Source organism: Halopseudomonas bauzanensis (assembly GCF_900114735.1).
Classification (GTDB): Bacteria; Pseudomonadota; Gammaproteobacteria; order Pseudomonadales; family Pseudomonadaceae; genus Halopseudomonas; species Halopseudomonas bauzanensis.
This window is the reverse complement of sequence record NZ_FOUA01000001.1, coordinates 221028-244665: the sequence shown is the minus strand read 5'-3', so window position 1 is coordinate 244665 and position 23638 is coordinate 221028. Positions and strand designations below refer to the sequence as shown.

Annotated in this window: 25 protein-coding genes and 2 pseudogenes; 12 read left to right on the top strand and 15 right to left on the bottom strand. The window is 61.0% G+C overall.

Annotation, left to right across the window (positions count from 1 at the left end):
• Positions 1 to 48: 48 nt before the first annotated feature.
• From BM267_RS01165 to gloA, 5 genes and pseudogenes are all read left to right on the top strand, one after another.
• Positions 49 to 1068 (top strand): annotated as a pseudogene (locus tag BM267_RS01165) (IS30 family transposase); the annotation flags it as partial.
• Between the two features lie 375 nt (positions 1069 to 1443).
• Positions 1444 to 2367 (top strand): DUF4351 domain-containing protein, encoded by a 924-nt coding sequence (locus tag BM267_RS01160; protein ID WP_074778374.1) that lies wholly within the window; start codon positions 1444 to 1446, stop codon positions 2365 to 2367.
• A 117-nt stretch (positions 2368 to 2484) separates the two neighbouring features.
• The gene (locus BM267_RS01155; RefSeq protein ID WP_074778376.1) at positions 2485 to 3333 is read left to right on the top strand and encodes a flagellar protein MotY; all 849 of its coding nucleotides are present in this window, start codon (positions 2485 to 2487) and stop codon (positions 3331 to 3333) included.
• 185 nt (positions 3334 to 3518) lie between these two features.
• Positions 3519 to 4736 carry an argininosuccinate synthase gene (locus BM267_RS01150; protein ID WP_036989517.1) on the top strand — a complete coding sequence of 406 codons (1218 nt, stop codon included), beginning with the start codon at positions 3519 to 3521 and terminating at the stop codon, positions 4734 to 4736.
• Positions 4737 to 4834: 98 nt separating this feature from the next.
• Entirely contained in the window at positions 4835 to 5227 is a 393-nt protein-coding gene (gene gloA, locus BM267_RS01145) for a lactoylglutathione lyase (RefSeq protein ID WP_036989518.1), read from the top strand.
• Positions 5228 to 5547: 320 nt separating this feature from the next.
• Here the strand turns inward: gloA and BM267_RS01140 are convergent, their stop codons facing one another.
• Positions 5548 to 6876, bottom strand: a complete 1329-nt coding sequence (locus BM267_RS01140) for a deoxyguanosinetriphosphate triphosphohydrolase (protein ID WP_074778378.1) — start codon at positions 6874 to 6876, stop codon at positions 5548 to 5550.
• A 125-nt stretch (positions 6877 to 7001) separates the two neighbouring features.
• Between BM267_RS01140 and BM267_RS01135 the strand changes: the two genes are divergently transcribed.
• A complete protein-coding gene (locus BM267_RS01135; protein WP_036989520.1) occupies positions 7002 to 7256 on the top strand; it encodes a glutaredoxin family protein in 255 nt (84 codons plus the stop codon).
• Between the two features lie 2 nt (positions 7257 to 7258).
• The gene (locus BM267_RS01130) at positions 7259 to 7708 is read left to right on the top strand and encodes a YcgN family cysteine cluster protein (protein ID WP_036989521.1); all 450 of its coding nucleotides are present in this window, start codon (positions 7259 to 7261) and stop codon (positions 7706 to 7708) included.
• A 182-nt stretch (positions 7709 to 7890) separates the two neighbouring features.
• On the opposite strand, the gene BM267_RS01125 is transcribed toward BM267_RS01130, so the two are convergent.
• The 13 genes and pseudogenes from BM267_RS01125 to BM267_RS01065 all read right to left on the bottom strand — a co-directional run bounded on the left by BM267_RS01125 (position 7891) and on the right by BM267_RS01065 (position 19312).
• Positions 7891 to 8730, bottom strand: coding sequence for an MlaA family lipoprotein (locus BM267_RS01125; RefSeq protein ID WP_235818235.1), 840 nt, complete (start codon positions 8728 to 8730; stop codon positions 7891 to 7893).
• Positions 8727 to 10019 carry a hypothetical protein gene (locus BM267_RS01120; protein WP_074778380.1) on the bottom strand — a complete coding sequence of 431 codons (1293 nt, stop codon included), beginning with the start codon at positions 10017 to 10019 and terminating at the stop codon, positions 8727 to 8729. The genes BM267_RS01125 and BM267_RS01120 overlap by 4 nt, the downstream gene beginning before the upstream one ends.
• 168 nt (positions 10020 to 10187) lie before the next feature.
• Positions 10188 to 10400 carry a DUF2061 domain-containing protein gene (locus tag BM267_RS01115; protein ID WP_036989524.1) on the bottom strand — a complete coding sequence of 71 codons (213 nt, stop codon included), beginning with the start codon at positions 10398 to 10400 and terminating at the stop codon, positions 10188 to 10190.
• 106 nt (positions 10401 to 10506) lie between these two features.
• Positions 10507 to 10692, bottom strand: a complete 186-nt coding sequence (locus BM267_RS01110) for a PA3496 family putative envelope integrity protein (RefSeq protein WP_036989525.1) — start codon at positions 10690 to 10692, stop codon at positions 10507 to 10509.
• Positions 10693 to 10798: 106 nt separating this feature from the next.
• A complete protein-coding gene (gene nth / locus BM267_RS01105; protein ID WP_036989526.1) occupies positions 10799 to 11434 on the bottom strand; it encodes an endonuclease III in 636 nt (211 codons plus the stop codon).
• A gap of 2 nt (positions 11435 to 11436) precedes the next feature.
• Positions 11437 to 12153 carry an electron transport complex subunit E gene (locus BM267_RS01100; RefSeq protein WP_036989528.1) on the bottom strand — a complete coding sequence of 239 codons (717 nt, stop codon included), beginning with the start codon at positions 12151 to 12153 and terminating at the stop codon, positions 11437 to 11439.
• Positions 12146 to 12799, bottom strand: a complete 654-nt coding sequence (rsxG, locus tag BM267_RS01095; protein WP_036989529.1) for an electron transport complex subunit RsxG — start codon at positions 12797 to 12799, stop codon at positions 12146 to 12148. Before rsxG ends, BM267_RS01100 begins: the two co-directional genes overlap by 8 nt.
• 1 nt (position 12800) lies before the next feature.
• Positions 12801 to 13868 carry an electron transport complex subunit RsxD gene (gene rsxD, locus BM267_RS01090; protein WP_074778382.1) on the bottom strand — a complete coding sequence of 356 codons (1068 nt, stop codon included), beginning with the start codon at positions 13866 to 13868 and terminating at the stop codon, positions 12801 to 12803.
• 14 nt (positions 13869 to 13882) lie between these two features.
• Positions 13883 to 15625: pseudogene (gene rsxC / locus BM267_RS01085) on the bottom strand (electron transport complex subunit RsxC); the annotation flags it as partial.
• Complete coding sequence (gene rsxB / locus BM267_RS01080) at positions 15625 to 16206, bottom strand: electron transport complex subunit RsxB (protein ID WP_074778386.1); 582 nt, start codon at positions 16204 to 16206, stop codon at positions 15625 to 15627. The pseudogene rsxC and the gene rsxB, both read right to left, overlap by 1 nt.
• 2 nt (positions 16207 to 16208) lie before the next feature.
• A complete protein-coding gene (gene rsxA, locus BM267_RS01075) occupies positions 16209 to 16793 on the bottom strand; it encodes an electron transport complex subunit RsxA (protein WP_074778388.1) in 585 nt (194 codons plus the stop codon).
• Positions 16794 to 16805: 12 nt separating this feature from the next.
• Positions 16806 to 18863 carry a methionine--tRNA ligase gene (metG, locus tag BM267_RS01070; protein WP_074778390.1) on the bottom strand — a complete coding sequence of 686 codons (2058 nt, stop codon included), beginning with the start codon at positions 18861 to 18863 and terminating at the stop codon, positions 16806 to 16808.
• Between the two features lie 194 nt (positions 18864 to 19057).
• Positions 19058 to 19312: a GlsB/YeaQ/YmgE family stress response membrane protein gene (locus BM267_RS01065; RefSeq protein WP_036989534.1), complete on the bottom strand. Its 255-nt coding sequence runs from the start codon at positions 19310 to 19312 to the stop codon at positions 19058 to 19060.
• Between the two features lie 135 nt (positions 19313 to 19447).
• Between BM267_RS01065 and BM267_RS01060 the strand changes: the two genes are divergently transcribed.
• The 5 genes from BM267_RS01060 (at position 19448) to BM267_RS01040 (ending at position 22301) form a co-directional block, all read left to right on the top strand.
• The gene (locus BM267_RS01060) at positions 19448 to 19756 is read left to right on the top strand and encodes an antibiotic biosynthesis monooxygenase family protein (protein ID WP_074778392.1); all 309 of its coding nucleotides are present in this window, start codon (positions 19448 to 19450) and stop codon (positions 19754 to 19756) included.
• 64 nt (positions 19757 to 19820) lie between these two features.
• The gene (locus tag BM267_RS01055; protein WP_074778394.1) at positions 19821 to 20429 is read left to right on the top strand and encodes a LemA family protein; all 609 of its coding nucleotides are present in this window, start codon (positions 19821 to 19823) and stop codon (positions 20427 to 20429) included.
• Positions 20426 to 21172: a TPM domain-containing protein gene (locus tag BM267_RS01050; RefSeq protein WP_036989537.1), complete on the top strand. Its 747-nt coding sequence runs from the start codon at positions 20426 to 20428 to the stop codon at positions 21170 to 21172. Before BM267_RS01055 ends, BM267_RS01050 begins: the two co-directional genes overlap by 4 nt.
• Positions 21173 to 21191: 19 nt before the next feature.
• The gene (locus tag BM267_RS01045; RefSeq protein ID WP_074778396.1) at positions 21192 to 21809 is read left to right on the top strand and encodes a TPM domain-containing protein; all 618 of its coding nucleotides are present in this window, start codon (positions 21192 to 21194) and stop codon (positions 21807 to 21809) included.
• A 30-nt stretch (positions 21810 to 21839) separates the two neighbouring features.
• The gene (locus BM267_RS01040; RefSeq protein ID WP_074778398.1) at positions 21840 to 22301 is read left to right on the top strand and encodes a DUF2147 domain-containing protein; all 462 of its coding nucleotides are present in this window, start codon (positions 21840 to 21842) and stop codon (positions 22299 to 22301) included.
• A 6-nt stretch (positions 22302 to 22307) separates the two neighbouring features.
• Here the strand turns inward: BM267_RS01040 and BM267_RS01035 are convergent, their stop codons facing one another.
• A complete protein-coding gene (locus BM267_RS01035) occupies positions 22308 to 23459 on the bottom strand; it encodes an NnrS family protein (protein ID WP_074778400.1) in 1152 nt (383 codons plus the stop codon).
• Positions 23460 to 23638: the final 179 nt, after the last annotated feature.

The following is a 23638-nucleotide window of genomic DNA, read 5'->3' as shown; positions in this document are numbered from 1 at the left end:
CTCACTGAGCCGATGTATGGATTCAGGTTGACACACAGGGCCATTCATGGTGGTATCTTGCCTCCAAATCGGACGCGGTCCGATCTCGTTCTTTCTCTGTCGGAGCGAGAAGAGATTTCGCGGGGATTGTCTGCCGGGCTTTCGCTGCGGCACATAGCCAAATTGATTGACCGATCCGTTTCGACAGTAAGCCGGGAGGTTGGTCGTAACGGTGGTCGCACAAAATATCGTGCAAACACCGCAGATAAAAGAGCATGGGATCAAGCGAAGCGGCCCAAACAGTGTTTGCTGGCTGAAAACCAAGTGCTTCAGCAAATTGTAGCGAAGAAGCTTCAGCTAGACTGGTCGCCTGAACAAATATCAGGTTGGCTTCAGCGCCAATTCCCGGACGATTCAGCGATGCAGATATCCCACGAAACCATTTACCGCAGCTTATTTGTCCAGGCCAGAGGTGTGCTGAAAAAAGAGCTGGTAAAGCACCTGCGTTCTCGGCGAGGGATGCGAAGGTCAAAGCATTCGACCACAGAGGCGACGGAGCGAAAGACAAGTATCGTTGATGCCATCTCTATTCGGGAGCGTCCGCCTGAAGTAGAAGATCGTGCAGTACCCGGCCACTGGGAAGGTGACTTGATCTCGGGCTCTAAGAACTCGCATATTGCCACACTGGTGGAGCGCCAGTCGCGATTCACAATGCTCGTACAGGTCAACGGAAAAGATACAGAGAGCGTTGTGTCCGCTCTCTGCAGAGAGGTTAACAAACTGCCTGCAGCTCTGAAAAAGACGTTAACCTGGGATCGAGGCGGCGAATTAGGTGGCCACAAAAAATTTACTGTAGCCACTGACGTTCAGGTCTACTTCTGTGACCCCCAGAGCCCTTGGCAGAGAGGCAGCAACGAGAACACCAACCGTTTGCTGCGCCAGTATTTCCCCAAGGGCGCAGACTTATCAGGATGGACACAAGCGCAGCTGGATGAAATAGCCTTGCGATTGAATCAACGCCCACGGAAAACGTTGAGATACTTATCACCAGCTGAGAAACTAAACGAAATAGTTGCACTGACCGGTTGAACTCACCATCGTTGATTTGCTGTACCAGCAACACGCCAAGCAGGAGGAGTTGGTGTGATTTAGCGTTCTCCATCTAAGGTAGTAGCCCCCTGAGCCGCTGCTCTGCTTTTGCAGGCAGCGGCTTTGTTGTTTCTGGGGTTTGTCGTCGCGCAGGCGCGCGACAATCCGCATACTGCGAGGAGGTGGGCGGGTTTCGGGGTGTAGCGCACGGGCGCTACGCCTGGGGTTTGAACCTTTGTCGTCGCACTCCAGCGGGGCACGACAACCTGAAAAGCGTATTTTTCGATTCCATCACATTTCTGGTTGTTCGGTTTGCCGTTGGGGTTGCTCTTCTTGATACTGGGTATATGTCCAGTTAATTGAAGCGGTCCGCCTATGTCAGGTCCCACCAGTCACGATCAGAATTTCAAGAACCTGATCCTCGATTACCCGCAGCAGGCGCTGGAGTTTTTTGCCGCGGCGGAAGCCGTGCATCTGGGCCCGGGTGTACGCATTACGCCGATTCGCCAAGAACAGTTAAAAAGCCGCTTGGGCGATCGTTTCCACGAGTTGGATGTACCGCTGCTGGTGGAATGGCCAGATGGCAGGCGTGATGCACTACTGTTCGTGCTGGAGGAAGAAACCAACCCGGCGCGGTTTTCCATTCACAGATTGGCGCAGTATTGCCTGGAGTTGTCTGAGATGTTCAAGACCAACCGGGTTGTGCCTGTGGCTATCTTTCTGCGCGCAGCCCAGAAGATTCCGGAAACGCTGGTACTGGGCGGCGACACTCTCACCTACTTGAGCTTCAATTACCTGAAGTGCGATTTGGCAAACCTCGACGCCAACCCATATTTGAACAGCTCGAATCTGGTGGCACGGTTGAACCTGCCGAATATGCAATGGCCTGCAGACCGGAAGGTGGATATCTACGCGTACGCCACCCGTGGCCTGTTCACATTGGAGCCTGATCCTGAGAAGCAACGCAAGTATTTGGACTTCATCGACATCTACACAGCCTTGGACGATAATCAAATGCACGAATATCAAGCGCGGTACCCGCAGGAGAACTCCAAAATGGTCGGTTTGACAGAGCGTTTGTTGAATGAGGGTTTGGAGAAAGGCATAGAGAAGGGGATGCAGAAGGGACGCCAGGAAGGCGAGGTCAGCATGTTGGCCCGCCAACTCACCCGCCGCTTCGGGCCCCTGGATGAGGCTATTCTGCAGCGCCTGCAGCAGGCTGATTCGGTCGACCTTGAGCGCTGGGCCGATAACATTCTCGATGCGCGGACGCTTGATGAGGTGTTTGACCGGCGGTAATGGATGTTCCGCTAATCAATGAGGTGAGAGTCTGTCTGCAAGCCGCTGCGATAATCTAAAGTTTCCCCATCTCCCGCCGATGTGGTTCCTGTAGCCGTTGATGCGGGAGCTTTCCTTTTGCCACGCCTTTTCCTCGCCCTGTTGCTGGGTATTGCCTTGCCTGCCCAGGCCCTGACTTTCCAGACTCGCATGGAGAATGTGGCGTGGACGGTGGATGGGGATAAGTTCGAGTGTCGTCTCAGCCAGAAGGTCGATGGTTACGGGGAGGCGATGTTTGTGCGGCGGGCGGGGGAGCGACCGGTGTTCGAGTTGTCGGCCTGGAGCAATCTGATGCGGCCGGGGCCGGCGCAGTTGTTCAATGATGCACCGCCGTGGCGGCCGGGCACGGCGGCACAGCTGGTGGGGTCCGGCACCATCAATAATGGACCGACGGTGCTGCGCTTGCCCTATCAGCAGGCGGGGCAGATGCTGGCGGGGCTGTCGGCCGGGTTGCAGCCGACCATTCAACGCGGCAGCATCAGCGATGCGGGGCAGATCACGGTGGTGGTTTCCAGCGTCGGTTACCGGCAGGCGTGGGATGAGTTTCAGGCCTGTGCCAGTGGGCTGCTGCCAATGAATATCGATCAGATTTCCCGCAGTGCGATTGGCTTTCCTTCCGGTGGTGCAGGGCTGGATGCACGGGCGCGGCAGATGCTGGATGCGGCGCTGGCCTATATCGAGGCGGACCCGGAGGTAAGTCGGATTCTGCTGGATGGGCACTCGGACGCCAGCGGAGATCGCTTGCTCAACCGGGAGCTGTCGCGGCAGCGGGTGTTGGCGGTGCAGGGTTATCTGGTCGAGCGCGGTGTGGATGAAGAGCTGTTCATTAACCGTTTTCACGGTGAGCGGTATCCGGTGGTGGCCAACAGCAGTGCCGAGGGGCGGGCGAAGAATCGGCGGGTGACGCTGCGGCTGGAGCGCGAGTGATTGGTGTTTGCCGGCTGGTGATGTGGCGCCTCCCACAATATTGATGTTTCCTGTAGGTGTATTGGGCTTGCCGGTCGTGCCCTTTGTTGGTCAGCCCCTGTAAATACTCCGTCCCGAACGGTAGAATGACTGCCTTTGGCTGGTGCCCTTCGCTGCGCCGGTAACCTTCATCAATGGAGCGCGTAATGACTGATGTAAAAAAAGTCGTCCTGGCCTATTCCGGCGGTCTGGATACCTCGGTAATCCTCAAGTGGCTGGAAGATACCTACGGTTGCGAAGTGGTCACGTTCACCGCTGACCTGGGGCAGGGCGAGGAAGTCGAGCCGGCGCGCGCCAAGGCCCAGGCGATGGGCGTGAAGGAGATTTACATTGATGATCTGCGCGAAGAGTTTGTGCGTGACTTCGTATTCCCGATGTTCCGCGCCAATACCGTTTACGAAGGTGAATACCTGCTCGGTACCTCCATTGCCCGTCCGCTGATCGCCAAGCGCTTGATCGAGATCGCCAATGAGACCGGTGCTGATGCCATTTCCCATGGCGCCACCGGCAAGGGTAACGACCAGGTGCGTTTCGAGCTGGGCGCTTATGCGCTGAAGCCGGGTGTGAAGGTGATTGCGCCCTGGCGTGAGTGGGATCTGCTGTCCCGCGAGAAACTGATGGATTACGCCGCCAAGCATGACATTCCGATCGAGCGCCACGGCAAGAAGAAGTCGCCGTACTCGATGGACGCCAACCTGCTGCACATCTCCTATGAGGGCGGTGTGCTGGAGGATACCTGGGCCGAGCATGAAGAAGACATGTGGCGCTGGACCAAGTCGCCCGAGGCAGCGCCGGATGTGGCTACCTACATCGAGCTGAGCTACCGCAAAGGCGATATCGTTGCCATCGACGGTAAGGAAATGACTCCGGCTGAGGTGCTGGCCTATCTGAACAAGGTGGGTGGCGAGAATGGTATTGGTCGTCTCGATATCGTCGAGAACCGCTTCGTGGGCATGAAGTCCCGCGGCTGCTACGAAACCCCTGGCGGCACCATCATGCTCAAGGGCCACCGCGCCATCGAGTCGATCACTCTGGACCGTGAGGTTGCCCACCTGAAGGACAGCCTGATGCCCAAGTACGCCGAGCTGATCTACAACGGCTTCTGGTGGAGCCCGGAGCGCGTGATGCTGCAGGAGATGATCGATGCCTCCCAGCTGAGCGTGAACGGTGTGGTGCGGTTGAAGCTCTACAAGGGCAATGTGATCGTGGTCGGTCGCAAGTCCGATGATTCGCTGTTTGATGCCAATATCGCCACCTTCGAAGACGATGCCGGTGCCTATGATCAGGCCGACGCGGCGGGCTTCATCAAGCTGAATGCACTGCGTCTGCGCATTGCTGCCAACAAGGGTCGCAAGCTGATCTGATCAGTTGCGCCATCATCCTAAAGTAACCGCCCGGTGCTAACCTTTGTGTTGGCACCGGGCAGGCTGCTGCCGTGATAACCAACCTGAGGAGAATCAGCATGCGCTTATTGCATACCATGCTCCGTGTGGGCGATCTGGATAAGTCCATTGCGTTTTATACCGAAGTGCTGGGGATGACCCTGCTGCGTCGCAAGGATTATCCGGAGGGGCGTTTTACTCTGGCTTTTGTCGGGTTTGGCAATGAGGCGGAGAACTCGGTGCTGGAACTGACCCATAACTGGGATACCGCCAGCTATGACCTGGGTACTGGCTATGGGCACATCGCCATTGAGGTGAATGACGTGTACAAGGCTTGTGAGCAGATCCGTGCGAGTGGCGGCAAGGTGGTGCGTGAAGCCGGCCCGATGCTGCACGGTGCGAGCATTCTGGCCTTTGTTGAAGACCCGGACGGGTACAAGATCGAGCTGTTGTCGCCCAGTCGCGGGGATTGAACCCTGGGATGGTCGAGCACTAGCTCGACCGCGGAGGTGACGGGTACAGCTGTGTCAAGCTGGTGCTTGACACTCCCAGGGGGGCGACTCGGGATGTCCGGGGCTGGACCCTGGGATGGTCGAGCACTAGCTCGACCGCGGAGGTGGCGGGTACGCCTGTGTCAAGCTGGTGCTTGACACTCCCAGGGGGGCGACTCGGGATGTCCGGGGGTGAACCCTGGGATGGTCGAGCACTAGCTCGACTGCGGAGGTGACGGGTGCGCCTGTGTCAAGCTGGTGCTTGACACTCCCAGGGGAAGCCCGCTGGCCTTGTCCGGGTATCAACCTGGGTTGATGCCTCTGATCCTGGCAGCCATATCCGCCGCATACAGATCTGTCATGCCGGCAATGAAGTCAATGACGCGCATATAACTGGCGTACAGATCCCAATCTTCCCTCGGGGCATTATTGCCCAGCAGATCCAGAATCCGTCTGTGCTTGAAGCTCAGGTTCTGGCCTGACTGCTGCTCATTGACTGCGCCGCAGAACGCTTCAAGCAATGTCTCCAGGGTGCTGTAGGCACCGATTTCATGGAGGGTCTTGCGCTTGTCCTGGAATATCTTGTGGCGGGCGATGCTTTTGGCTTCGAGCACGCAGCGCTGGGCGGCTTCGGGCATATGGCTTACCAGGTCGCCCGGCAAGGTGCCGGATAGCAGGGCAGGTTGCTGTTCGATGAATGTCTCGGCAGCGGCATTGACCAGATGCTCGATAGCCTTGCCGCGCAGGATTGCGAGTTTGCGCCGGGTAGAGTCGCGGGGGCCGAGTTGGCGGTAGGTTTCCGGCAGGTCGTCACCGACCAGGTCCAGTAACAGGCGCTCCACTTCGCTGTAGCTGAGCAGCTCCATTTCCATGCCGTCTTCCAGATCAATCAGCGCGTAGCAGATATCATCAGCGGCCTCGACCAGATAGACCAGCGGGCTGCGGGCCCAGCATTGGTCGCTCTGCAGGGGCAGGCCCAGCTTGTCGGTGATCTGCACCAGCCGCGGGTATTCAGCCTGATAGCAGCCGAATTTGTGCTTCTTGTAGCCATGGTTGTCAGCGTGTTGCGACGTCCAGGGGTACTTCAGATAGGCACCGAGGGTGGCATAGGTCAGACGCATGCCGCCGTCGAACTGGTGATATTCCAGCTCGGTGAGTACGCGAAAGCCCTGGGCATTGCCCTCGAAGTTGAGAAAGTCCAGGCGCTGGGTATCGCTCAACGGGTCGAGCCAACCCTGCCGCGCGGCCTTGTGGAACCAGTGGCGGATGGCATCTTCGCCCGAATGGCCAAAGGGTGGATTGCCGATGTCATGGGCCAGGCAGGCGGCCTGGATGATCACGCCCAGGTCGGCGGGAGCGCACCAGTCCGGCAGTTCGTCGCGCAGCATCTCACCGACGCGCATCCCCAGGGAACGGCCTACGCAGCTGACCTCCAGGCTGTGGGTGAGACGTGTGTGGATGTGGTCATTGCTGGATACCGGATGTACCTGAGTCTTCTTGCCCAGGCGGCGGAAGGCGCCGGAGAAGATCACCCGGTCGTGATCCTTGTGGAAGGGGGTGCGCCCGAGTTCTTCGGCGCTGGCGACGGGCTTGCCCAGCCGTTCGCGACACAACAGTGTTTGCCAATCCATAGAGCCTCCAATCAGAGCAGTCGAGTATGTGACAACGCCGCTGGGCTGCCAAGGGCGCGGAGCCATTCAGCCGGTCTTCGTTCCGGGGTAGAATGCGCACTGTCCCGCCTGTTTTCGGAATTGCCATGACTGTGTTGACCCTGTTTGGAACCACCGCCTGCCATCTGTGCGAGGAATGCCTGCACCTGACCCGTCCGCTGGAGGGTAACGGCATTGTCGTGCGGCAGGTGGATATCGTCGAGTCGCCGGAGTTGCTGGCGCGGTATGAGCTGCGGATTCCGGTGCTGCGTCGTGAGGATACCGGGGCGGAGCTGGATTGGCCGTTCAGTTTGAGTCAGCTGCTGGACTGGCTGGCAGATGCTCTGGGCGAGGAGGGCTGACCATGGCGCAGCGAGTGTCGGCTTTCTGGAAGCGCAAGACGCTGGAGCAGATGGACCAGCAGGAGTGGGAATCCCTGTGCGATGGCTGTGGGCTGTGTTGCCTGCAGAAGCTGGAGGACGAGGATGATGCGGCGTCGATCTATTACACACGGGTGGCGTGCAAGCTGCTGGACCTGAACAGCTGCCGGTGCAGCGATTATGCGAACCGGCGCAAGCATGTGCCCGATTGCGTGCAACTGACCCCGGCGACGGCGGAAGAATTCGCCTGGCTGCCGCCGACGTGCGCCTATCGGCTGGTAGCCGAGGGTGAGGATCTGCCGCCGTGGCATCATCTGGTGTGTGGTGATCGGGATGCCGTTCACAAATCAGGCATTTCCCAGGCCGGGCGAATGATAGCTGAGGGAAGTGTGGCTGATGATGACTGGGAAGAGCATATTATCTTCCGGGTTTGAGGCACTGGATGGTTTTCCTGGGATGGTCGAGCACTCGCTCGACCGTTGCCGGAGACGTTTGGTCGAGCTGGTGCTCGACCGTCCCAGGGGGCCTGCGTTCTTAGGGTCGAGGGTAACTCGATGCTCCCAGGCGCGCGGCGGGGCGCCGCTCCTACAATAAAACTCGGGCTTGCTGCGTTTGCCTACCGCCGAATCTGCAATTCCCGCAATTTGATGTAGAAATACCGAACCTGATCATACTCGAACGGGCTGTCCAGCGAGCCGTAGCGGAAGCCGTTGATGTAGCGCAGGTTGACGGCGTAGAGGCCGTATGACCAGGGGTGCTGGTTCATGTAGCGGCGGTTGTCGAGGTATGCGGCGGCGTCTTCGATGGACCAATCCACTGCTTTGCCGGCGGTGTCACGCAGGGTGGAGGGGCCGAGCAGGGGCAGGACCAGGTAGGGCCCGGTAGGGACGCCGTAGAAACCCAGGGTCTGGCCAAAGTCTTCCGATTCCTGGGGCAGGCCCATGGCCTTGGCGACGTCGAACAGGCCGAGTACGCCGAGGGTCGTATTGAACAGCAGCCGAGCGGTGGTGCGCGCGCCTTTCTTGAGTTTGCCCTGGGCCAGGCTGTTGGCCAGGTTGGGCACGTCGGCGAGGTTGGCGAAGACGTTGGATACGCCGGTGCGTACGAAGCGCGGTGTGGCCCACTCATAGGCGTCTACCACTGGCAGATAAACGTACTCATCGAACTGACCATTGAAACGATACACTCGACGGTTGAAGCCTTCGATGGGGTCGTGGATTTTCAGCGCATCCAGGCTGGAGCGCTCGAACTGGTAATTAGTGCCTTCGGTATCGATGGTCAGGCCATCGAGTGCGTCACGGTATGGGGGGACGGCATTGGCAGTTTGCGCCTGAGTTGCAACGCCGGCGCGTTCGAGCATGTTGCGGCTGCCCTCGGTCTCGGTAGTCTGTGCGTGTACTGCCAGGCTGGTCAGCAGGGTGCCGGCGACGAGCAGGCTGGGGCTGAGTCGGATCATTGTGCGTTCCCTCCCATGAATTTCAACATCTGCAGAACCACATCCCGGTGTCGCAGATTGCCGCCGTGGCCGCCGCGGGGATACAAGAAGGCGCGCTCGCCGAAGGTGTCGGCGAGGAAGTGATAGTTTTCCTCGGTCAGGATGAAGTCGTCGGCATTGGTCAGCACCGCGATATCCGGGTTGGTCCGGAGAAACGGCTCAATGCTGTAAAGGCTGGTTTCCCAGGCCATGTCTTCCATGGTCTTGCCTTTTTTGTTGCTGCTCCAGACCGGCCACAGCTGGGTTTCCAGATAACAACCGAAGTCGCAGAACAGCGCCCGGCGCAGATAAGGCGTCAACGAGGTACTGACCCTGAGCTCTTCGTGCGGCGGGGAATAGAGCCCGCCCTCGGTGATGAGGTCGGCCATGAAATTCAGGTCGGCGGCAGCGAAGCGGAATACTGCGCCGATCAGCATGGCCAGTTCCGGGTCGGTCAGGGCATTGTCGGACCGCTGAATATCCGCGAACAGGCTGCTTTCGATGTCGGTTATGCCGCTCTCGAAGTGGCGCGCGAGCTTCTCGAAGATATGCTCGAAGAAGCTGTTGCCGCTGCTGACGCCGTCAATTTGGGTGCGCGCCAGGGCGTCCAGGCGATTGATCGAGGCGTAAAGATCGACCGGTGGGTTGAGTAACAGGGTGCGGGTGAAATCGAATTGCTGGAGCTCTTCATCGAGATGGGCAACGAAGGCGGCGTTGAGTGCGCCGAGACTGAAACCGGCCAGGCGGTATTCGGTGATTTCCAGGCCCTTCTTGTTGCGGGCATGTTCGGCGGCAATGGACATGGCAGTATGCAGGTCGCGGGCATCACTCAGCCCCAGACCCGGCAGGCCGCTGCGTGAGGCGGCGGCGATGAAGTCGTGATTGGTGGGAGAGGACAATACGATAACGTGCATGCCTGCCTGCCAGAAGACGCGCTTCAGGTAGTCCAGGTTGGGGCTGCTGTAGCCAGAGCCGGTGCCGGCGATGAGAAATACCAACGGGGCGGGCTTGTCCTGCCAGGCCAGGCGGTAATGCAGTTGCCGATAGCGAGACAGCACCGGTGGCAGATAACGTTCGGGAATCACGGTGACGGCGAGGTCGGTCTGGCGAACATCCCCTTCCGCAGGCACCGGCGCGGCGAGAGCCGAAGGCGTACCCGCAATGGTCGCCAGGAAGGCGTTGTCCACGGGGTAGGTGAAATTATCATCTGCCTGGGCAAGGTTACCCAGCAGGGGAAACAGGATAAGGCAAAACAGCAGGTATCGATTCATGAGCACATTCCCGGTTGGCTTGATGAACTATACCCAAGTTGATTGCATTTAGTTCCTTTCTGGCCGGAACTCCATGTTGCTTCCACAGAAGGTAGCTCCTAATGGGGCTCTCCGGTAACTGGTTTTTCTGTGGGAGCGGGCTTGCCCGCGAAGAGGGGCGGAAGTTTGTCAGGCGCGGAAAACCGGGGGGAGGTTGGGTTGAACGATGCGGCGGCGTTCTACACGTTGCCAGACTTTCTCATGGAAGTGGAAGGCGACGGTATTGAGCGTCGGTTCGATCAGCGCCACCGCTCCGCCAAGCAGAACGCTGCCGGTGATGGCGTAGACTACACCGAAGGCGATGGTGAAATGCATTACTGCGAAGGTAAGGGTTTTGGTCATGGTGCACCATAAATGGGAATCATTGCTGTTTCCGCAATTTTAAGTGCACCACGCACAATTCAGAACATAACTTTGTCAATCGGGCTGATCGACCGTTTCAATCAGATCAATCGAGGTCGAAATCGTAATCGGACAGTTGCTTTTGCAGGCGGCGTTCTTCCAGATAGTTATCGATCTGGCGGCGCTTGGTCAAGCTTGCCTTGCTGTTGTCATTATCGGTTTCAGGGGCGACATCATCCTCGACGCTGAAGTCGTCTTCGTCCAGTTCAATATCGCTTTTCGCTTTGGCCATAACTCCACTCCGCTATTGAAGATGCCATTTGCGCACCTTATAGCGGGAGTCTCAGGGAAGCGGAAATAGATTTTTTTTATGGGCGAGATGAAAAGTCAAGCTGGTGTCAATCTGATGTCTTGTGCTTGTATTCGCACAGGTCTTCGATGCGGCAGCTACCGCACTGCGGGGTCCGGGCGCGGCATACGTAGCGGCCATGGAGAATCAGCCAGTGATGCGCGTCGATCAGAAATTCCTTGGGCACATGGCGCATGAGTTTCTTCTCGACTTCCAGCACTGTCTTGCCGGGGGCGATGTTGGTGCGGTTGCTGACACGGAAGATATGCGTGTCCACGGCCATGACCGGATGACCGAAAGCGGTGTTGAGCACCACGTTGGCGGTTTTGCGACCGACGCCGGGCAGCGCTTCGAGGGCTTCGCGGTTGTCCGGTACCTGACTGCCGTGCAGTTCGATCAGCAGGCGGCAGGTCTCGATGACGTTCCTGGCCTTGCTGTTGAACAGGCCGATGGTCTTGATGTATTCGGACAGGCCGTCGACACCCAGGGCATAGATGGCCTCGGGGGTATTCGCCACCGGAAACAGCTTGTCGGTGGCCTTGTTGACGCCCACATCGGTAGCCTGGGCCGAGAGGATGACAGCGATCAACAATTCGAAGGGCGAGTTGAAATTCAGCTCGGTGGTCGGGTGGGGGTTGTCTTCGCGCAGGCGGCGGAAGATTTCGTAGCGTTTTTCTTTATTCATGATCAGTTGATGGTTCCGGTAACGCGCACGCGCTTGCTGCCGGCAGCGACGGGCGCACTGTCGCGGGTCGCGGCACGGGCCTTGATCTGTGCATCGATGACATTCTTCAGGGCAATCAGCAGCCCCATGACCAGGAAGGCGCCGGGCGGCAGAATGACGAACAGCACTTCCTTGTAATTGGGGAAGACCACCAGGGTCCAGTCGGCAGCCATTGGGCCGAGCAGCAGGTGCATGTCGGCGAACAGCGTGCCTTGACCGAGCAATTCGCGCAGCATGCCCAGCACCAGCAATACCAGGGCGAAGCCCAGGCCCATCATGAAACCGTCCACGGCGGAGGGCAGCAGCGGGTTCTTCGCGGCGAAGCCGTCGGCGCGGCCGAGGATGACGCAGTTGGTGACGATCAGCGGAATGAAGATGCCGAGAATCAGGAACAGCTCATAGGTATAGGCCTGCATCAGCAGCTCGATGCAGGTGGTGACCGAGGCGATGATCATGACGAAGGCGGGCAGGCGCACGGCGTCCGTCACGGCGCTGCGGATCAGCGATACGGCAACATTGGAGCTGACTAACACCAGAATGGTGGCGATGCCCAGGCCCAGGGCATTGACCGCGGTGCTGCTGACGCCGAGCAACGGGCATAGACCGAGCAGCTGTACCAGCCCGGGGTTGTTATGCCATAGGCCATCGGCGGTCAGTTCGGACAGCTTCTTGTCAGCCATGGGCAGGCTCCTCTGACGTCAATTGCAGCAGGGTGTCGCGGTGCTCGCTGAAATAAATGAGCGCCTTGTGTACCGCCTGCACCACGGCGCGCGGGGTGATGGTGGCGCCGGTGAACTGGTCGAAGTCGCCACCGTCCTTGCGCACCGCCCAACCCTCGGGCGCGGGCATGGTCAGGCTCTTGCCATTGAAGCTGAGAATCCAGTCAGCCTTGGCCAGTTCCAGCTTGTCGCCCAGGCCGGGGGTTTCCCGATGGTTGGCCACGCGCACGCCGGCCAGCTCGCCATCGGCGCGAATACCCACCAGCAGGTCAATGCGGCCACTGTAGCCGTCCATGGTCACCACCGGCAGGATTACTGCCGACACCTGGCCGCCCTGGCGAGCACGCCAGGCGGTGGCGGGGCCGGGCAGGCCCAGATGGGTGCGATCATCGATACTGAAAGCATCGTCCAGCAGTTCGTTGTCATGCTGGTCGTCAGGCAGTATCTCATTCAGTGCGCGCATCTGCATGCGCTGTTGTTCGGCGATGATCCGTTGCTCGGTACCCTGCTGGATCACGGCAATCAGGCCGACGGTGAAGATGGCGAACAGGCCGAGAATCAGGCTGTTGCGCAGTACCGAGCGGCTGGGCGTCGTCACAGAATCCATGTCATTCCGCTCCCTTGCCCAGGCCGCGCTTGGCCTTGCGGTGGCCGTAGGTGCGCGGGGTGGTGTAGTAGTCGATAGTCGGTGCGCAGAGGTTCATCAGCAGCACGGCGAAGGCCACCGCATCGGGATAGTTGCCCCACACGCGAATCACATAGACCAGAACGCCGATGCCGATGCCGAATACCAGCCGTCCGCGGTTGCTGGTGGCGCTGGTGACCGGGTCGGTGGCGATGAAGAAGGCGCCGAGGATGGTAGCGCCGCCGAGCAGATGAAACAGCGGTGAGCCGTTGGAGCCTGAGCCGGAACCGTTCCAGAACAGCAGGCTCATCACCGCCAGCGCGCCGAGCATACCCACCGGGGCGTGCCAGCTGTAGATGCGCTTGTAGAGCAGATACAGGCCGCCGGCCAGATAGGCGAGGGCGACCCACTCCCAGGCGCGACCGGCCATGCTACCGAAGGCCGGCTGTGCTTGCTGCAACTCCGCCATGGTCAGCGCGCTGTTGTTCTTCAGCAGATCCAGGGCGGTGGCGGTAGCCCAGCCGTCCGCCGGCAGGCTGCCGGGCATGAACACGCGCTGCAGTCCTTCCATCAATCCGAGAGTGGGCGCGAAGGCCGGCTGCAATTGCTCGATGCCGCGCCACACCGGCCAACTGGTCATCTCCATGGGGAAGGACACCAGCACCATGGCATAGCCGAGCATGGCGGGGTTGAACGGGTTCTGGCCGAGACCGCCATACAGATGCTTGCCGAAGGTGATGGCAAAGCCGATAGCCACCAGTACCAGCCACCAGGGCGCATAGGGCGGCAGGGCCAGGGCCAGCAGCCAGGCGGTGACCAGGGCGCTGCCGTCGTTGAGATAGAAGCCGATCGGGCGACGGCGCAGGCGCAGGATGGCGGCTTCGAAACCAATGGCGCAGGTGCTGGCCAGCAGGATATTGATCAGCGTGCCCCAGCCGAAGAACCAGGTCATCAGCGCGATGCCCGGCGCGGTCGCGCCCAGCACCTGCAGCATGATGGTGCGGGTGCGGTTGCTGCCCTGGGCGTGGGGCGAACTCATGGGGGCCGCCATTATTGCTTCTCCTGGTCGGACATCTGCGCATCGAACGCCTGTTGCGCCTGGGTGAAGGCCTGCTCCAGGGTGGGGATCTGCGCTTGCAGGTCGGCGTTGTCCGGGTTGGCGGCCAACTGCTTCTGCGCCCGTTGCAGGGCCATGCGGGCGGTGGCGGCGGCGATTTTCAGCTGCTTCTGCTCGGCGCTCAGTGTGGTGACCTTGCGCGATTGGATGCGCGCCAGATCCGGCTCGGCGGGCTTGGGCTCCGTGGCTTGTTCGCTTTGCTCGGTCTGCTGCTGGGCCGCCTGTGCTTCCCGGGCAGCCTTGGCGCGAGCGGCCTTCTCGGCGCGGGCCTGGCGCTCCAGTTCCCGCTGCTCGGCCTCGCGCTCCAGGCGTTCCTGGCGCTGCTCGAAGCGTTGCCGGGAGTGTTCGGCGCGGCTCTGTTGCAGCTCGATGCCGCGAATTTCCGCCTTGCCGGCGCGGAAGTACTGCACCAGCGGAATGCTGCTGGGGCAGACGTAGGCGCAGGCGCCGCACTCGATGCAATCGAACAGGTTCTGGCGCTGCAGCTGCTCGTAATCCTTGCCTATGGCAAACCAGTGCAGTTGCTGGGGCAACAGCTCCGCCGGGCAGGCTTCGGCACACAGACCGCAGCGGATGCAGGGCAGCGCTGGCGGTGGCGGAGGCAACTCCTCGATAGTGCCGGCCAGCAGGCAGTTGCTGGTCTTGATGATGGGCGCGCTGCTGTCGAGCAGGGTGAAGCCCATCATAGGGCCGCCCATGACCAGGCGGTACAACCGATTCTGGCGCAGGCCGGCGAAGGCCAGGAGGTCGGCTATCGGTGTGCCGATCAGCGCCTCGACGTTGGTCGGACGTTCCAATGCGGCGCCGGTGAGCGTGGTAATGCGGCTGATCAGCGGACGACCGAGCAGCACCGCATCGTGCACCGCCAGCGCTGTACCGACGTTCTGGCAGAGAATACCGATATCCGCCGGCAGGCCGCCGCTGGGTACTTCCTTGCCGGTGAGAATCTGGATCAGCTGTTTTTCCCCGCCGGAAGGGTATTTGGTGGGGATGACCACCACCTGCATCGGCCGCTCGCCCACCGCTTCGCGCATGGCGGCGATGGCCTCCGGCTTGTTGTCCTCGATGCCAATCAGCACCTGATCGGGCTTGAGGATATGCATCAGCACTTCGATCCCGGCGACGATCTGCGGCGCCCGGTGGCGCATGGTCATGTCATCGGCGGTGATATAGGGCTCGCACTCGGTGCCGTTGATGATCAGCGTGTCGATGTGGTGATCCGGACGCGATGCCAGTTTTACCGCGGTGGGAAAGCCCGCGCCGCCCAGGCCGCTGATGCCGGCTGCGCGGATGCGGTCGAGCAGGTTGAGGGGCTGTTCATCACGGTAGTCCAGCAGCGGTCGGAGTTCGGTCCACTCATCCTGCCCGTCGCTTTCCAGGATGATTGCCAATTCGGCCAGGCCCGAGGCGTGCGGGTAGGGCGCGGGTTCGATGGCGCGGACGATGCCGGAAGTGGGTGCGTGCACCGGGCAACTGAGCGGGCCGTTGGCCTCGGCAATCAGCTGGCCCTTGAGCACCCGCTCGCCGATCTGCACCACGGGCACGGCCCGGTTGCCGATGTGCTGCAACAGGGGTAGCACCAGCCGGGCGGGCAGGGGCATCTGCTCCAGGCCGCGGGCGGTGGATTGGTGCTTATTTTGCGGCGGATGGATACCGCCGGGGATATCCCAGATGCGCGGTTGGGCAGTCATCAGGCAGCGCCTCGCTGGGCATCGGTGGCAATCAGTTGGTGCGCCGGGCGCGGGAAGTCCCAGCCCCAATTCTGCGGGGTGACGGCGATGGGCAGCATGTCGATGCAATCCACCGGACAGGGCTCGACGCACAGGTCGCAACCGGTGCATTCATCGACGATAACGGTATGCATGTGTTTGGCCGCACCGAGGATGGCATCCACTGGGCAGGCCTGGATGCATTTGGTGCAGCCGATGCATTCGGCCTCGCGGATAAAAGCAACCGTGCGCGGCTTTTCTTCGCCGTGCTCGCCATCCAGGGGCAGGGCTTCCACATCGAGCAGATCGGCCAGGGCCTGGATGGTGGTTTCGCCGCCCGGCGGGCATTTATTGATCGGCTCGCCGTTGGCGATGCCCTCGGCGTAGGGCTTGCAGCCGGGGTGCCCGCATTGGCCGCACTGGGTCTGGGGCAACAGGGCGTTGATCTGCTCGACAATGGGATCACCTTCGACCCGGAAGCGGATCGCGGCATAGCCCAGCAGAGCGCCGAAGATCAGCGCCAGGATCAGCAGGATGACTACCGCGGTAAGGATGATCGACATACTCAGATCCTGATCAGCCCGGTGAAACCCATGAACGCCAGGGACATGAGCCCGGCGGTGATCATGCCGATGGCCGCGCCGCGAAAGGGCGCGGGTACGTCGGCAATGGCCAGCCGCTCACGCAGCCCGGCGAACAGGATCAACACCATGGAAAAGCCCAACGCCGCGCCGAGGCCGTAGGTGGCGGCCTTGAGGAAGGTCTGCTCGGCGCGATTGGTGATCAGCAGCGCCACGCCCAGTACCGCGCAGTTGGTGGTGATCAGCGGCAGGAAGATGCCCAGTACGCGGTAGAGCAGGGGGCTGGTCTTGTGTACGACCATCTCGGTGAACTGCACGACCACGGCGATCACCAGGATGAAGGAGATGGTGCGCAGGAATTCCAGGTCGAAGGGCAGCAGGATGTACTGGTAGGTCAGGTAGCTGAGGATCGAAGCCAGGGTAAGCACGAAGGTGGTGGCCATGGACATGCCGATCGCGGTCTCCAGCTTGCCGGACACGCCCATGAACGGACACAGCCCGAGAAACTGCACCAGCACAAAGTTGTTCACCAGGATGGTGCTGAGCAGGATCAGGATGAATTCAGTCATGGGTGGTCTCGTTTACCGCACCCGCTGCCCCGGCTTGGCTCCTTCATCCGGACTCAGCAGATAAATCTCCTCCCCGCCAGGCCCCGCAGCCAGCACCATCCCCTCGGACACGCCGAACTTCATCTTGCGCGCCGCCAGGTTGGCCACGTACAAGGTCAGTCGACCCTCCAGCTTGCTCGGATCAGGATAAGCACTCTTGATGCCGGAGAACACGTTGCGGGTGGCATCGCCGATGTTCAGTGTCAGGCGCAGCAGTTTGTCCGCGCCTTCAACAAACTCCGCCTTCTCGATCAGCGCCACGCGCAGGTCCACGGCGGCGAAGGTGTTGAAGTCGATTTCGTCCGCCAGCGGGTCCTTTGCCAGCTCGCCATTGCCGGCCGGTGCCGCGCCGGTATCGGTGGCGGCTGCGGCCAGGTCTTCCTTGGAGGACTCGACCATGGCCTCGATCTTGGCGGGCTCGATGCGGGTGAGCAGGGGTTTGAAGGCGTTCAGCTGATGGTCGGCCAGCATGCTGCCCAGATCGTCCCAGCACAGCGGCTCTACGTTGAGAAAGGCTTCGGCATCGGCGGCCAGGGTCGGCAGTACCGGCTTGAGCAGGATGACCAACTGGCGGAACAGGTTGATACCCAGGGAGCAGATCGCCTGCACTTCGTCCTGCTTGCCTTCCTGCTTGTTCAGCGCCCAGGGGGCCTTGTCGGCGATCCAGGCGTTGGCCTTGTCGGCCAGGGCCATGATCTCGCGCATGGCGCGGGAGAAGTCGCGCTTCTCGTAGGCTTCGGCGATGGAGGGGGTGGCGCTGATGAAGGCGTCCGTCAGTTCCGGCGCCGGATTGGCCGCGACCATCACGCCGGCGTTGCCCTTGTGGATGAAACCCGCGCAGCGGCTGGCGATGTTGACCACCTTGCCGACCAGGTCGGAGTTGACCTTCTGCACGAAGTCTTCCAGGTTCAGGTCAAGGTCCTCGACGCCACGGCCGAGCTTGGCGGCGTAGTAGTAACGCAGGTATTCCGGCGACAGATGATCCAGGTAGGTGCGCGCCTTGATGAAGGTGCCGCGGGACTTGGACATCTTCTGGCCGTTCACGGTGAGATAGCCGTGTACGTTCACCGCCGTCGGCTTGCGGAAGCCGGCGCCTTCAAGCATAGCGGGCCAGAACAGGGTGTGGAAATTGATGATGTCCTTGCCGATGAAGTGGTACAGCTCGGCGGTGGAATCCTTGCTCCAGAAGGTGTCGAAATCCAGCTCCGGACGACGGGCGCAGAGGTTCTTGAAGCTGGCCATGTAGCCGACCGGGGCGTCCAGCCAGACATAGAAATACTTGCCCGGCTCGCCGGGGATCTCGAAGCCGAAGTAGGGCGCGTCACGGCTGATGTCCCATTCCTGCAGGCCGGATTCCAGCCATTCGTTGATCTTGTTGGCCACGGCGTCCTGCAGCGTGCCGCTGCGGGTCCATTCCTTGAGCATGTCCTGGAAATCAGGCAGGGCGAAGAAAAAGTGCTTGGAGTCCTTCAGAATCGGCGTGGCGCCTGAGATAGCCGAGCGCGGGTCCTTCAGCTCGGTGGGCTCGTAGGTGGCGCCGCACTTTTCGCAGTTATCACCGTACTGATCCTCGGCCGCGCACTTGGGGCAGGTACCCTTGATGAAACGATCGGCCAGGAACATGCCCTTTTCCGGATCGAAATACTGGGTGACCGAACGGGTATTGATGTGGCCGGCGGCATTAAGCCGGTTGTAGATCAGCTCGGACAGTTCGCGGTTTTCTTCCGAGTGAGTCGAGTAATAATTGTCGAAATCCACCAGGAAGTCGGCGAAGTCGGCGGTGTGTTCCGCCTTGACGTTGTCGATCAATTGCTCGGGAGTGATGCCTTCCTTCTCTGCCCGCAACATGATCGCCGAGCCATGGGCGTCATCAGCGCAGACGTACACGCACTGGTTGCCACGCAGCTTCTGGAAGCGTACCCAGATGTCGGTCTGAATATATTCAAGCATATGCCCCAGATGGATCGAACCGTTGGCATAGGGCAGGGCGCTGGTAACGAGGATCTGGCGGGGAGTGGCATTGCTGGACATGGGACTCGGCTTCTGTTGGGTAAACGGGTCAAAGCCGACAATTGTACCTGTTTGGCGGGGGCAGGTCATCAGATGGGGATGGGTTGGGTTGTCGCGGGTCCGCAGGCGTAGCAGCCGTTTGCGGACCAGGGCGCTACACCTCAAAAGGCGAGCGCGGGCTGGGTGTTAAGCCCGAGCCCGCGCGCGAGTTGGGATCAGGTTCGTTTGAAAATGCCCAGCGCCCTGAGGATGAAGATGAGCAGTACTGCACCGGCGATGGCGATGATAAGCCGGATGATCAAACCGCCTTCGGCAAAGCCCAGCATGCCGGCGATCCAGAAGCCGAGCCAGGAACCGACGATACCTACCAGCACGTTGGCAATGATGCCCATCTGGGCGTTGGTTTTCATGATGATGCTGGCCAACCAGCCAACGATACCGCCAATGATCAGGGATACGATCCAGCCCATTGTCAATCTCCTTCCTCTGAAAGTTGAGTACGCTCAGTAAAGCAGACAAGCGGGTGGTTTGCATGTTCCAGGTAGTTTTCGACGTTCTTGGCCTAGACTGAGGAAGACATTGGCCAGACCGGAGTGCGGGGCTGCATGAAATACATTTTCGAGGTTCACATTAAAGAGGGTCACAAAGCCGAGGACTACGCCGACGCCTGGGTGCGGGCCAGTGAAATCATCCAGCAGGCGCCGGGTGCGCGCGGGACCGAGCTGCATCGCAAGATCGGCGATCCTGATACCCTGATTGCGATCGCCAGCTGGGACAGCAAGGCGCAGCGGGACGCGATGGAAGGGCGTCATAATCCAACGGTGGCGGCGATCATCAACAGCGCCGCCCCCTTCTGCGAGATCCGCCCCATCGGCGAGTTCGAAGATCCAGAGTGGGTGGTGAAACCGGGCTGAGGCGCTGCTGAACTCCCGTATCGCCTGAATGTCACTTGTACAACGTCAATGGATGGAAAAGAACATGGTTTCTACATCATTTCGCGGTATCTGGCAGGTAGCTGTTCTGCTGCTGCTCAGCAGCCTGGTTGCCGGCTGCGGTATCAACAATATTCCCCGTTATGACGAACAGGTGAAATCCGCCTGGGCGCAGGTGGAGAACCAGTATCAGCGCCGTGCCGACCTGATCCCCAACCTGGTGGAAACGGTGAAGGGGTTTGCCCGCCAGGAACAGGAGACGTTAACCGCAGTAGTCGAGGCGCGGGCGCGCGCGACGTCGATTCAGGTGTCGGTGGATGACCTGGATGACCCGGCCAAAATGCAGGCCTTCGAACAGGCCCAGGCGCAGCTGACCGGTGCGCTGAGTCGGTTGATGGCGGTGTCCGAGCGCTATCCTGAGCTCAAATCCAACCAGAACTTTCTGGCGCTGCAATCGCAGCTCGAAGGAACGGAAAACCGCATTGCCGTGGCCCGCCGCGATTACATCAGCGCGGTGCAGCAATACAACACCGAGATCCGCACCTTCCCGGGCCGCATCTGGCATAGCCTGATGTACAGCGATATGCCGATCCGGGAGAACTTCGAAGCCACCACGGAGAACGCCGAGCAGGCGCCGCAGGTGCAGTTCGAATGAGGTGGTTCCGGCTGCTGGCGCTGGGGCTGCTGTGCTGGGCTGCGGGGGCATCGGCTCAGCAGGCGTCCGCGGAACTGACCCTGCCGACCTTGACTGGCCGGGTGGTTGACCAGGCGGAGCTGCTCAGCGCGCCGGTGGAAGCGCAATTGACCCAGATGCTGGCCGGCCATGAGCAGGCTACCACCGAGCAGGTGGTGGTGGTCACGGTGCCCGATCTGCAGGGGCGCAGCATTGAGGAGTTCGGTGTACAACTGGGCCGCGAGTGGGGCATAGGTCAGCAGGGCGAGGATAATGGCGCGCTGCTGATTGTCGCCCGGGATGACCGGCGCATGCGGATCGAGGTGGGCTACGGGCTGGAAGGGCGCCTGACTGACGCCCAGTCCTCGATCATCATCAACCAGATTCTGACTCCGGCGTTCCGCCGGGGTGACTTCGAAGGCGGGATCGTTGCCGGCACCGAAGCCATGATCCAGGTGCTGGGCGGCGATCCGCTGCGTTCGTCGACCGGGGCGACGGGTGAGCGTCCTCCGGCGCCCCTGATCGGCGGGCTGACCTTCTTTTTCATGATTATCCTGTTTCTCATCGGCGGTGGTCGTGGTGGCCGGGGACGTTTCGGTCGCGCAGTGCTGGCCGGCGCTCTGCTCGGTGGTATGGGCCGCGGTGGCGGCATGGGCGGTGGCGGTGGCGGTTTCGGCGGCGGTGGCGGCGGCTTTGGTGGCGGCGGCGCGTCGGGTGGCTGGTGAGGCAGACAAGGGACAGGCAATGACACTTTTGACGCAGGATGAACAGCAACAGGTCGCGGAAGCCATCGACCGCATCGAGCAACATACCGATGCCGAGGTGGTGACGGTGCTGGCCGCGCAAGCGGATGACTACCATTACATTCCACTGCTGTGGGCCGGGCTGGCGGCGTTATTGCTGCCGGGTATTCTTGTGGTGCTGACCGGTTGGTTGAGCAGCGGCTGGCTGTTGCTGACGCAGTGGCTGACCTTCATCGTGCTGGCGCTGGTGTTCCGCATGCCGGGCGTGACTACCCGGTTGATCCCGCGCTCGGTGCGGCACTGGCGTGCATGTAATCTGGCCCACCGGCAGTTCATTCAGTTGGGGCTGCATCACACCAGCGATGCGACGGGCATGCTGATCTTCGTTTCCGAAGCCGAGCGCTACGTGGAAATCATGGTGGACCGGGGCATTTCCCAACGGATCGATGACAGCGTCTGGGAGTCGATCATTGCCGACTTCACCGCCCATGTGCGCCAGGGCAAAACGCTGGAGGGCTTTCTGGTCTGCATCGACGCCTGTGGTGCGGAGTTGCGCCAGGCGGTGCCGGCCACCCATGAGCGCAACGAGTTGCCCAACCGGCTGGTCATCCTGTCGTAGAATGGCCGTTCGACAGCAAAGGAACGATTCATGAAAGGTCTAATGCAGATTCTGGGCGCGTCCGTCATGGTTGCCGGAGTGCTGGGTTCAACTCAGGCGCTGGCGCAGCCAGTCGGGTTATGGAATACCGAAGATAATCAGGGACAGGTGGAAGTCAGCCCCTGCGGCGACAAGCTGTGTGGCGAGCTGGTGTGGTTGGCCGAGCCGATGGACAGCAGCGGACAACCCAAGCTTGATCAGCACAACCCCGATGAGACCCTGCGTGATCGCCCGGTACAGGGCTTGCGCATTCTGTGGGACATGCAGCCGACCGGCGATGGCCAGACCTGGGACAACGGCAAGGTATACGATCCGGAAAGCGGCAAGACCTACCAGGGCAAGATCACCCTGGATGGGGCTGACGTGCTCAAATTGCGTGGTTTTGTCGGCGCGCCTATTTTTGGCCGCACCTCTACGTGGACCCGCGCCGAAACGCCTGGCGCTGCGGAGTGACCGGGGTCAGAGGGTGCGGCCCAGGCTGAGCATCTTCACCGTCAGGGCCAGGTACGCCAGCGCCCAGGTGGTCGCGGACAGGCTTAGCAACAGCGGCTGGGCAAAGGCCGCCGGGCCGCTGAAATAGCGCAGTACCGCGGCGATGGCGATCAACCCGGTAATGCTCCAGACCCAGCCGGTACTCGGCGGTGTTTTACTGCTGCGCTGGAAATACAGCCGCAGCATCACCCCGGTGGACAGGGTGCCCAGCCCGCCGATGGTGATCAGGTGTAATGCCGGTGCGATGGCGTGCTGATTGATAAAGGCAACCCCGCTGGCAATACTGCCGAGCGCCAGCCAGGCGTAACCGATGCCGAAGGCCAGCAGGTCGGGCCGCTCGCCGCAGCGCCACAATTCCCAGCGCAGACACCGCACCGCCAGCACCGCGCCGGCGGCAATCAGGCAGAGGCCAGACCAGCGATAGCTGACCGCGTCGCTCAGCCAGGGCAGCAGCAGCGGCAAAACAGCCAATCCCAACAGGATGATCAGCGCCGACTCCATATGTGGCTGCAGCCGAGCCCTGGGCTCACGTCCCTGGCGCTCCAGAGTGACGGCCGCCGCCGGCGCGATAATGCGCCCACCCATGAACATCATCAGCAGCAATAGGCAGAGTACGCCGGTATGCAGCAGGCGCTGGGTATCCAGCGGCAGCTGAGAGGCCAACTCGGGCCGGTAACGCCAGGCGATGAGCAGCCCCAGCCAGGCTATGGGCAGCAGGCAGATCGTCAGGATCAGCGGGCCGGTGATCTTGTTGCGCCACTTCTTCGCGGCGTTGAATCGCGGCACCACGTGCCAGGCCAGGAGCAGGGCGAAGGTCGGGGACAGTAGCAGGGCGAGCCAGCTCTCCGGCATCAGCAACCAGGCCAGGCGGGCGGCCAGCCATAGGCCGATCAGCGGGTAGAGGACTTGTCGCGGCTGGTTGCCAAGGGTGTAGCCGGCAATCAATGCCAGGGCGAAGCCAAAGATCAGCTCATGCCCATGACCGCTACCCAGCAGCCCCGGCGGCCAGCCACTGCCCGGTAGCGCAGCCCAGACCGACAACGGCACGACGATAGCGGCCAGGACAGCGGCCAGGGGGAAGAACAGCAGGAAGGCCGGGCGTTTGGCGGGGGCTTTCATCTTGATCCGGGAGGCGAGGGGAATGCCCTGATGTTAGAGGCTGCCCGTGTCGCATCGCAAGCCGCGTAGTTGGAGAGGTTACCTGGGATTGTCGAGCACCAGCTCGACAACTAGGTTACCTGAACCACCGCTGGTCGAGCTGGTGCTCGACCGTCCCAGGTTGGCTTGCTCTGTGCTGT

Coding starts and splice junctions, on each gene's coding strand:
- BM267_RS01160 (WP_074778374.1), top strand. CDS start 1,444: ATGTCAGGTCCCACCAGTCACGATCAGAATTTCAAGAACCTGATCCTC.
- BM267_RS01150 (WP_036989517.1), top strand. CDS start 3,519: ATGACTGATGTAAAAAAAGTCGTCCTGGCCTATTCCGGCGGTCTGGAT.
- gloA (WP_036989518.1), top strand. CDS start 4,835: ATGCGCTTATTGCATACCATGCTCCGTGTGGGCGATCTGGATAAGTCC.
- BM267_RS01140 (WP_074778378.1), bottom strand. CDS start 6,876: ATGGATTGGCAAACACTGTTGTGTCGCGAACGGCTGGGCAAGCCCGTC.
- BM267_RS01135 (WP_036989520.1), top strand. CDS start 7,002: ATGACTGTGTTGACCCTGTTTGGAACCACCGCCTGCCATCTGTGCGAG.
- BM267_RS01130 (WP_036989521.1), top strand. CDS start 7,259: ATGGCGCAGCGAGTGTCGGCTTTCTGGAAGCGCAAGACGCTGGAGCAG.
- BM267_RS01125 (WP_235818235.1), bottom strand. CDS start 8,730: ATGATCCGACTCAGCCCCAGCCTGCTCGTCGCCGGCACCCTGCTGACC.
- BM267_RS01120 (WP_074778380.1), bottom strand. CDS start 10,019: ATGAATCGATACCTGCTGTTTTGCCTTATCCTGTTTCCCCTGCTGGGT.
- BM267_RS01115 (WP_036989524.1), bottom strand. CDS start 10,400: ATGACCAAAACCCTTACCTTCGCAGTAATGCATTTCACCATCGCCTTC.
- BM267_RS01110 (WP_036989525.1), bottom strand. CDS start 10,692: ATGGCCAAAGCGAAAAGCGATATTGAACTGGACGAAGACGACTTCAGC.
- nth (WP_036989526.1), bottom strand. CDS start 11,434: ATGAATAAAGAAAAACGCTACGAAATCTTCCGCCGCCTGCGCGAAGAC.
- BM267_RS01100 (WP_036989528.1), bottom strand. CDS start 12,153: ATGGCTGACAAGAAGCTGTCCGAACTGACCGCCGATGGCCTATGGCAT.
- rsxG (WP_036989529.1), bottom strand. CDS start 12,799: ATGGATTCTGTGACGACGCCCAGCCGCTCGGTACTGCGCAACAGCCTG.
- rsxD (WP_074778382.1), bottom strand. CDS start 13,868: ATGGCGGCCCCCATGAGTTCGCCCCACGCCCAGGGCAGCAACCGCACC.
- rsxB (WP_074778386.1), bottom strand. CDS start 16,206: ATGTCGATCATCCTTACCGCGGTAGTCATCCTGCTGATCCTGGCGCTG.
- rsxA (WP_074778388.1), bottom strand. CDS start 16,793: ATGACTGAATTCATCCTGATCCTGCTCAGCACCATCCTGGTGAACAAC.
- metG (WP_074778390.1), bottom strand. CDS start 18,863: ATGTCCAGCAATGCCACTCCCCGCCAGATCCTCGTTACCAGCGCCCTG.
- BM267_RS01065 (WP_036989534.1), bottom strand. CDS start 19,312: ATGGGCTGGATCGTATCCCTGATCATTGGCGGTATCGTTGGCTGGTTG.
- BM267_RS01060 (WP_074778392.1), top strand. CDS start 19,448: ATGAAATACATTTTCGAGGTTCACATTAAAGAGGGTCACAAAGCCGAG.
- BM267_RS01055 (WP_074778394.1), top strand. CDS start 19,821: ATGGTTTCTACATCATTTCGCGGTATCTGGCAGGTAGCTGTTCTGCTG.
- BM267_RS01050 (WP_036989537.1), top strand. CDS start 20,426: ATGAGGTGGTTCCGGCTGCTGGCGCTGGGGCTGCTGTGCTGGGCTGCG.
- BM267_RS01045 (WP_074778396.1), top strand. CDS start 21,192: ATGACACTTTTGACGCAGGATGAACAGCAACAGGTCGCGGAAGCCATC.
- BM267_RS01040 (WP_074778398.1), top strand. CDS start 21,840: ATGAAAGGTCTAATGCAGATTCTGGGCGCGTCCGTCATGGTTGCCGGA.
- BM267_RS01035 (WP_074778400.1), bottom strand. CDS start 23,459: ATGAAAGCCCCCGCCAAACGCCCGGCCTTCCTGCTGTTCTTCCCCCTG.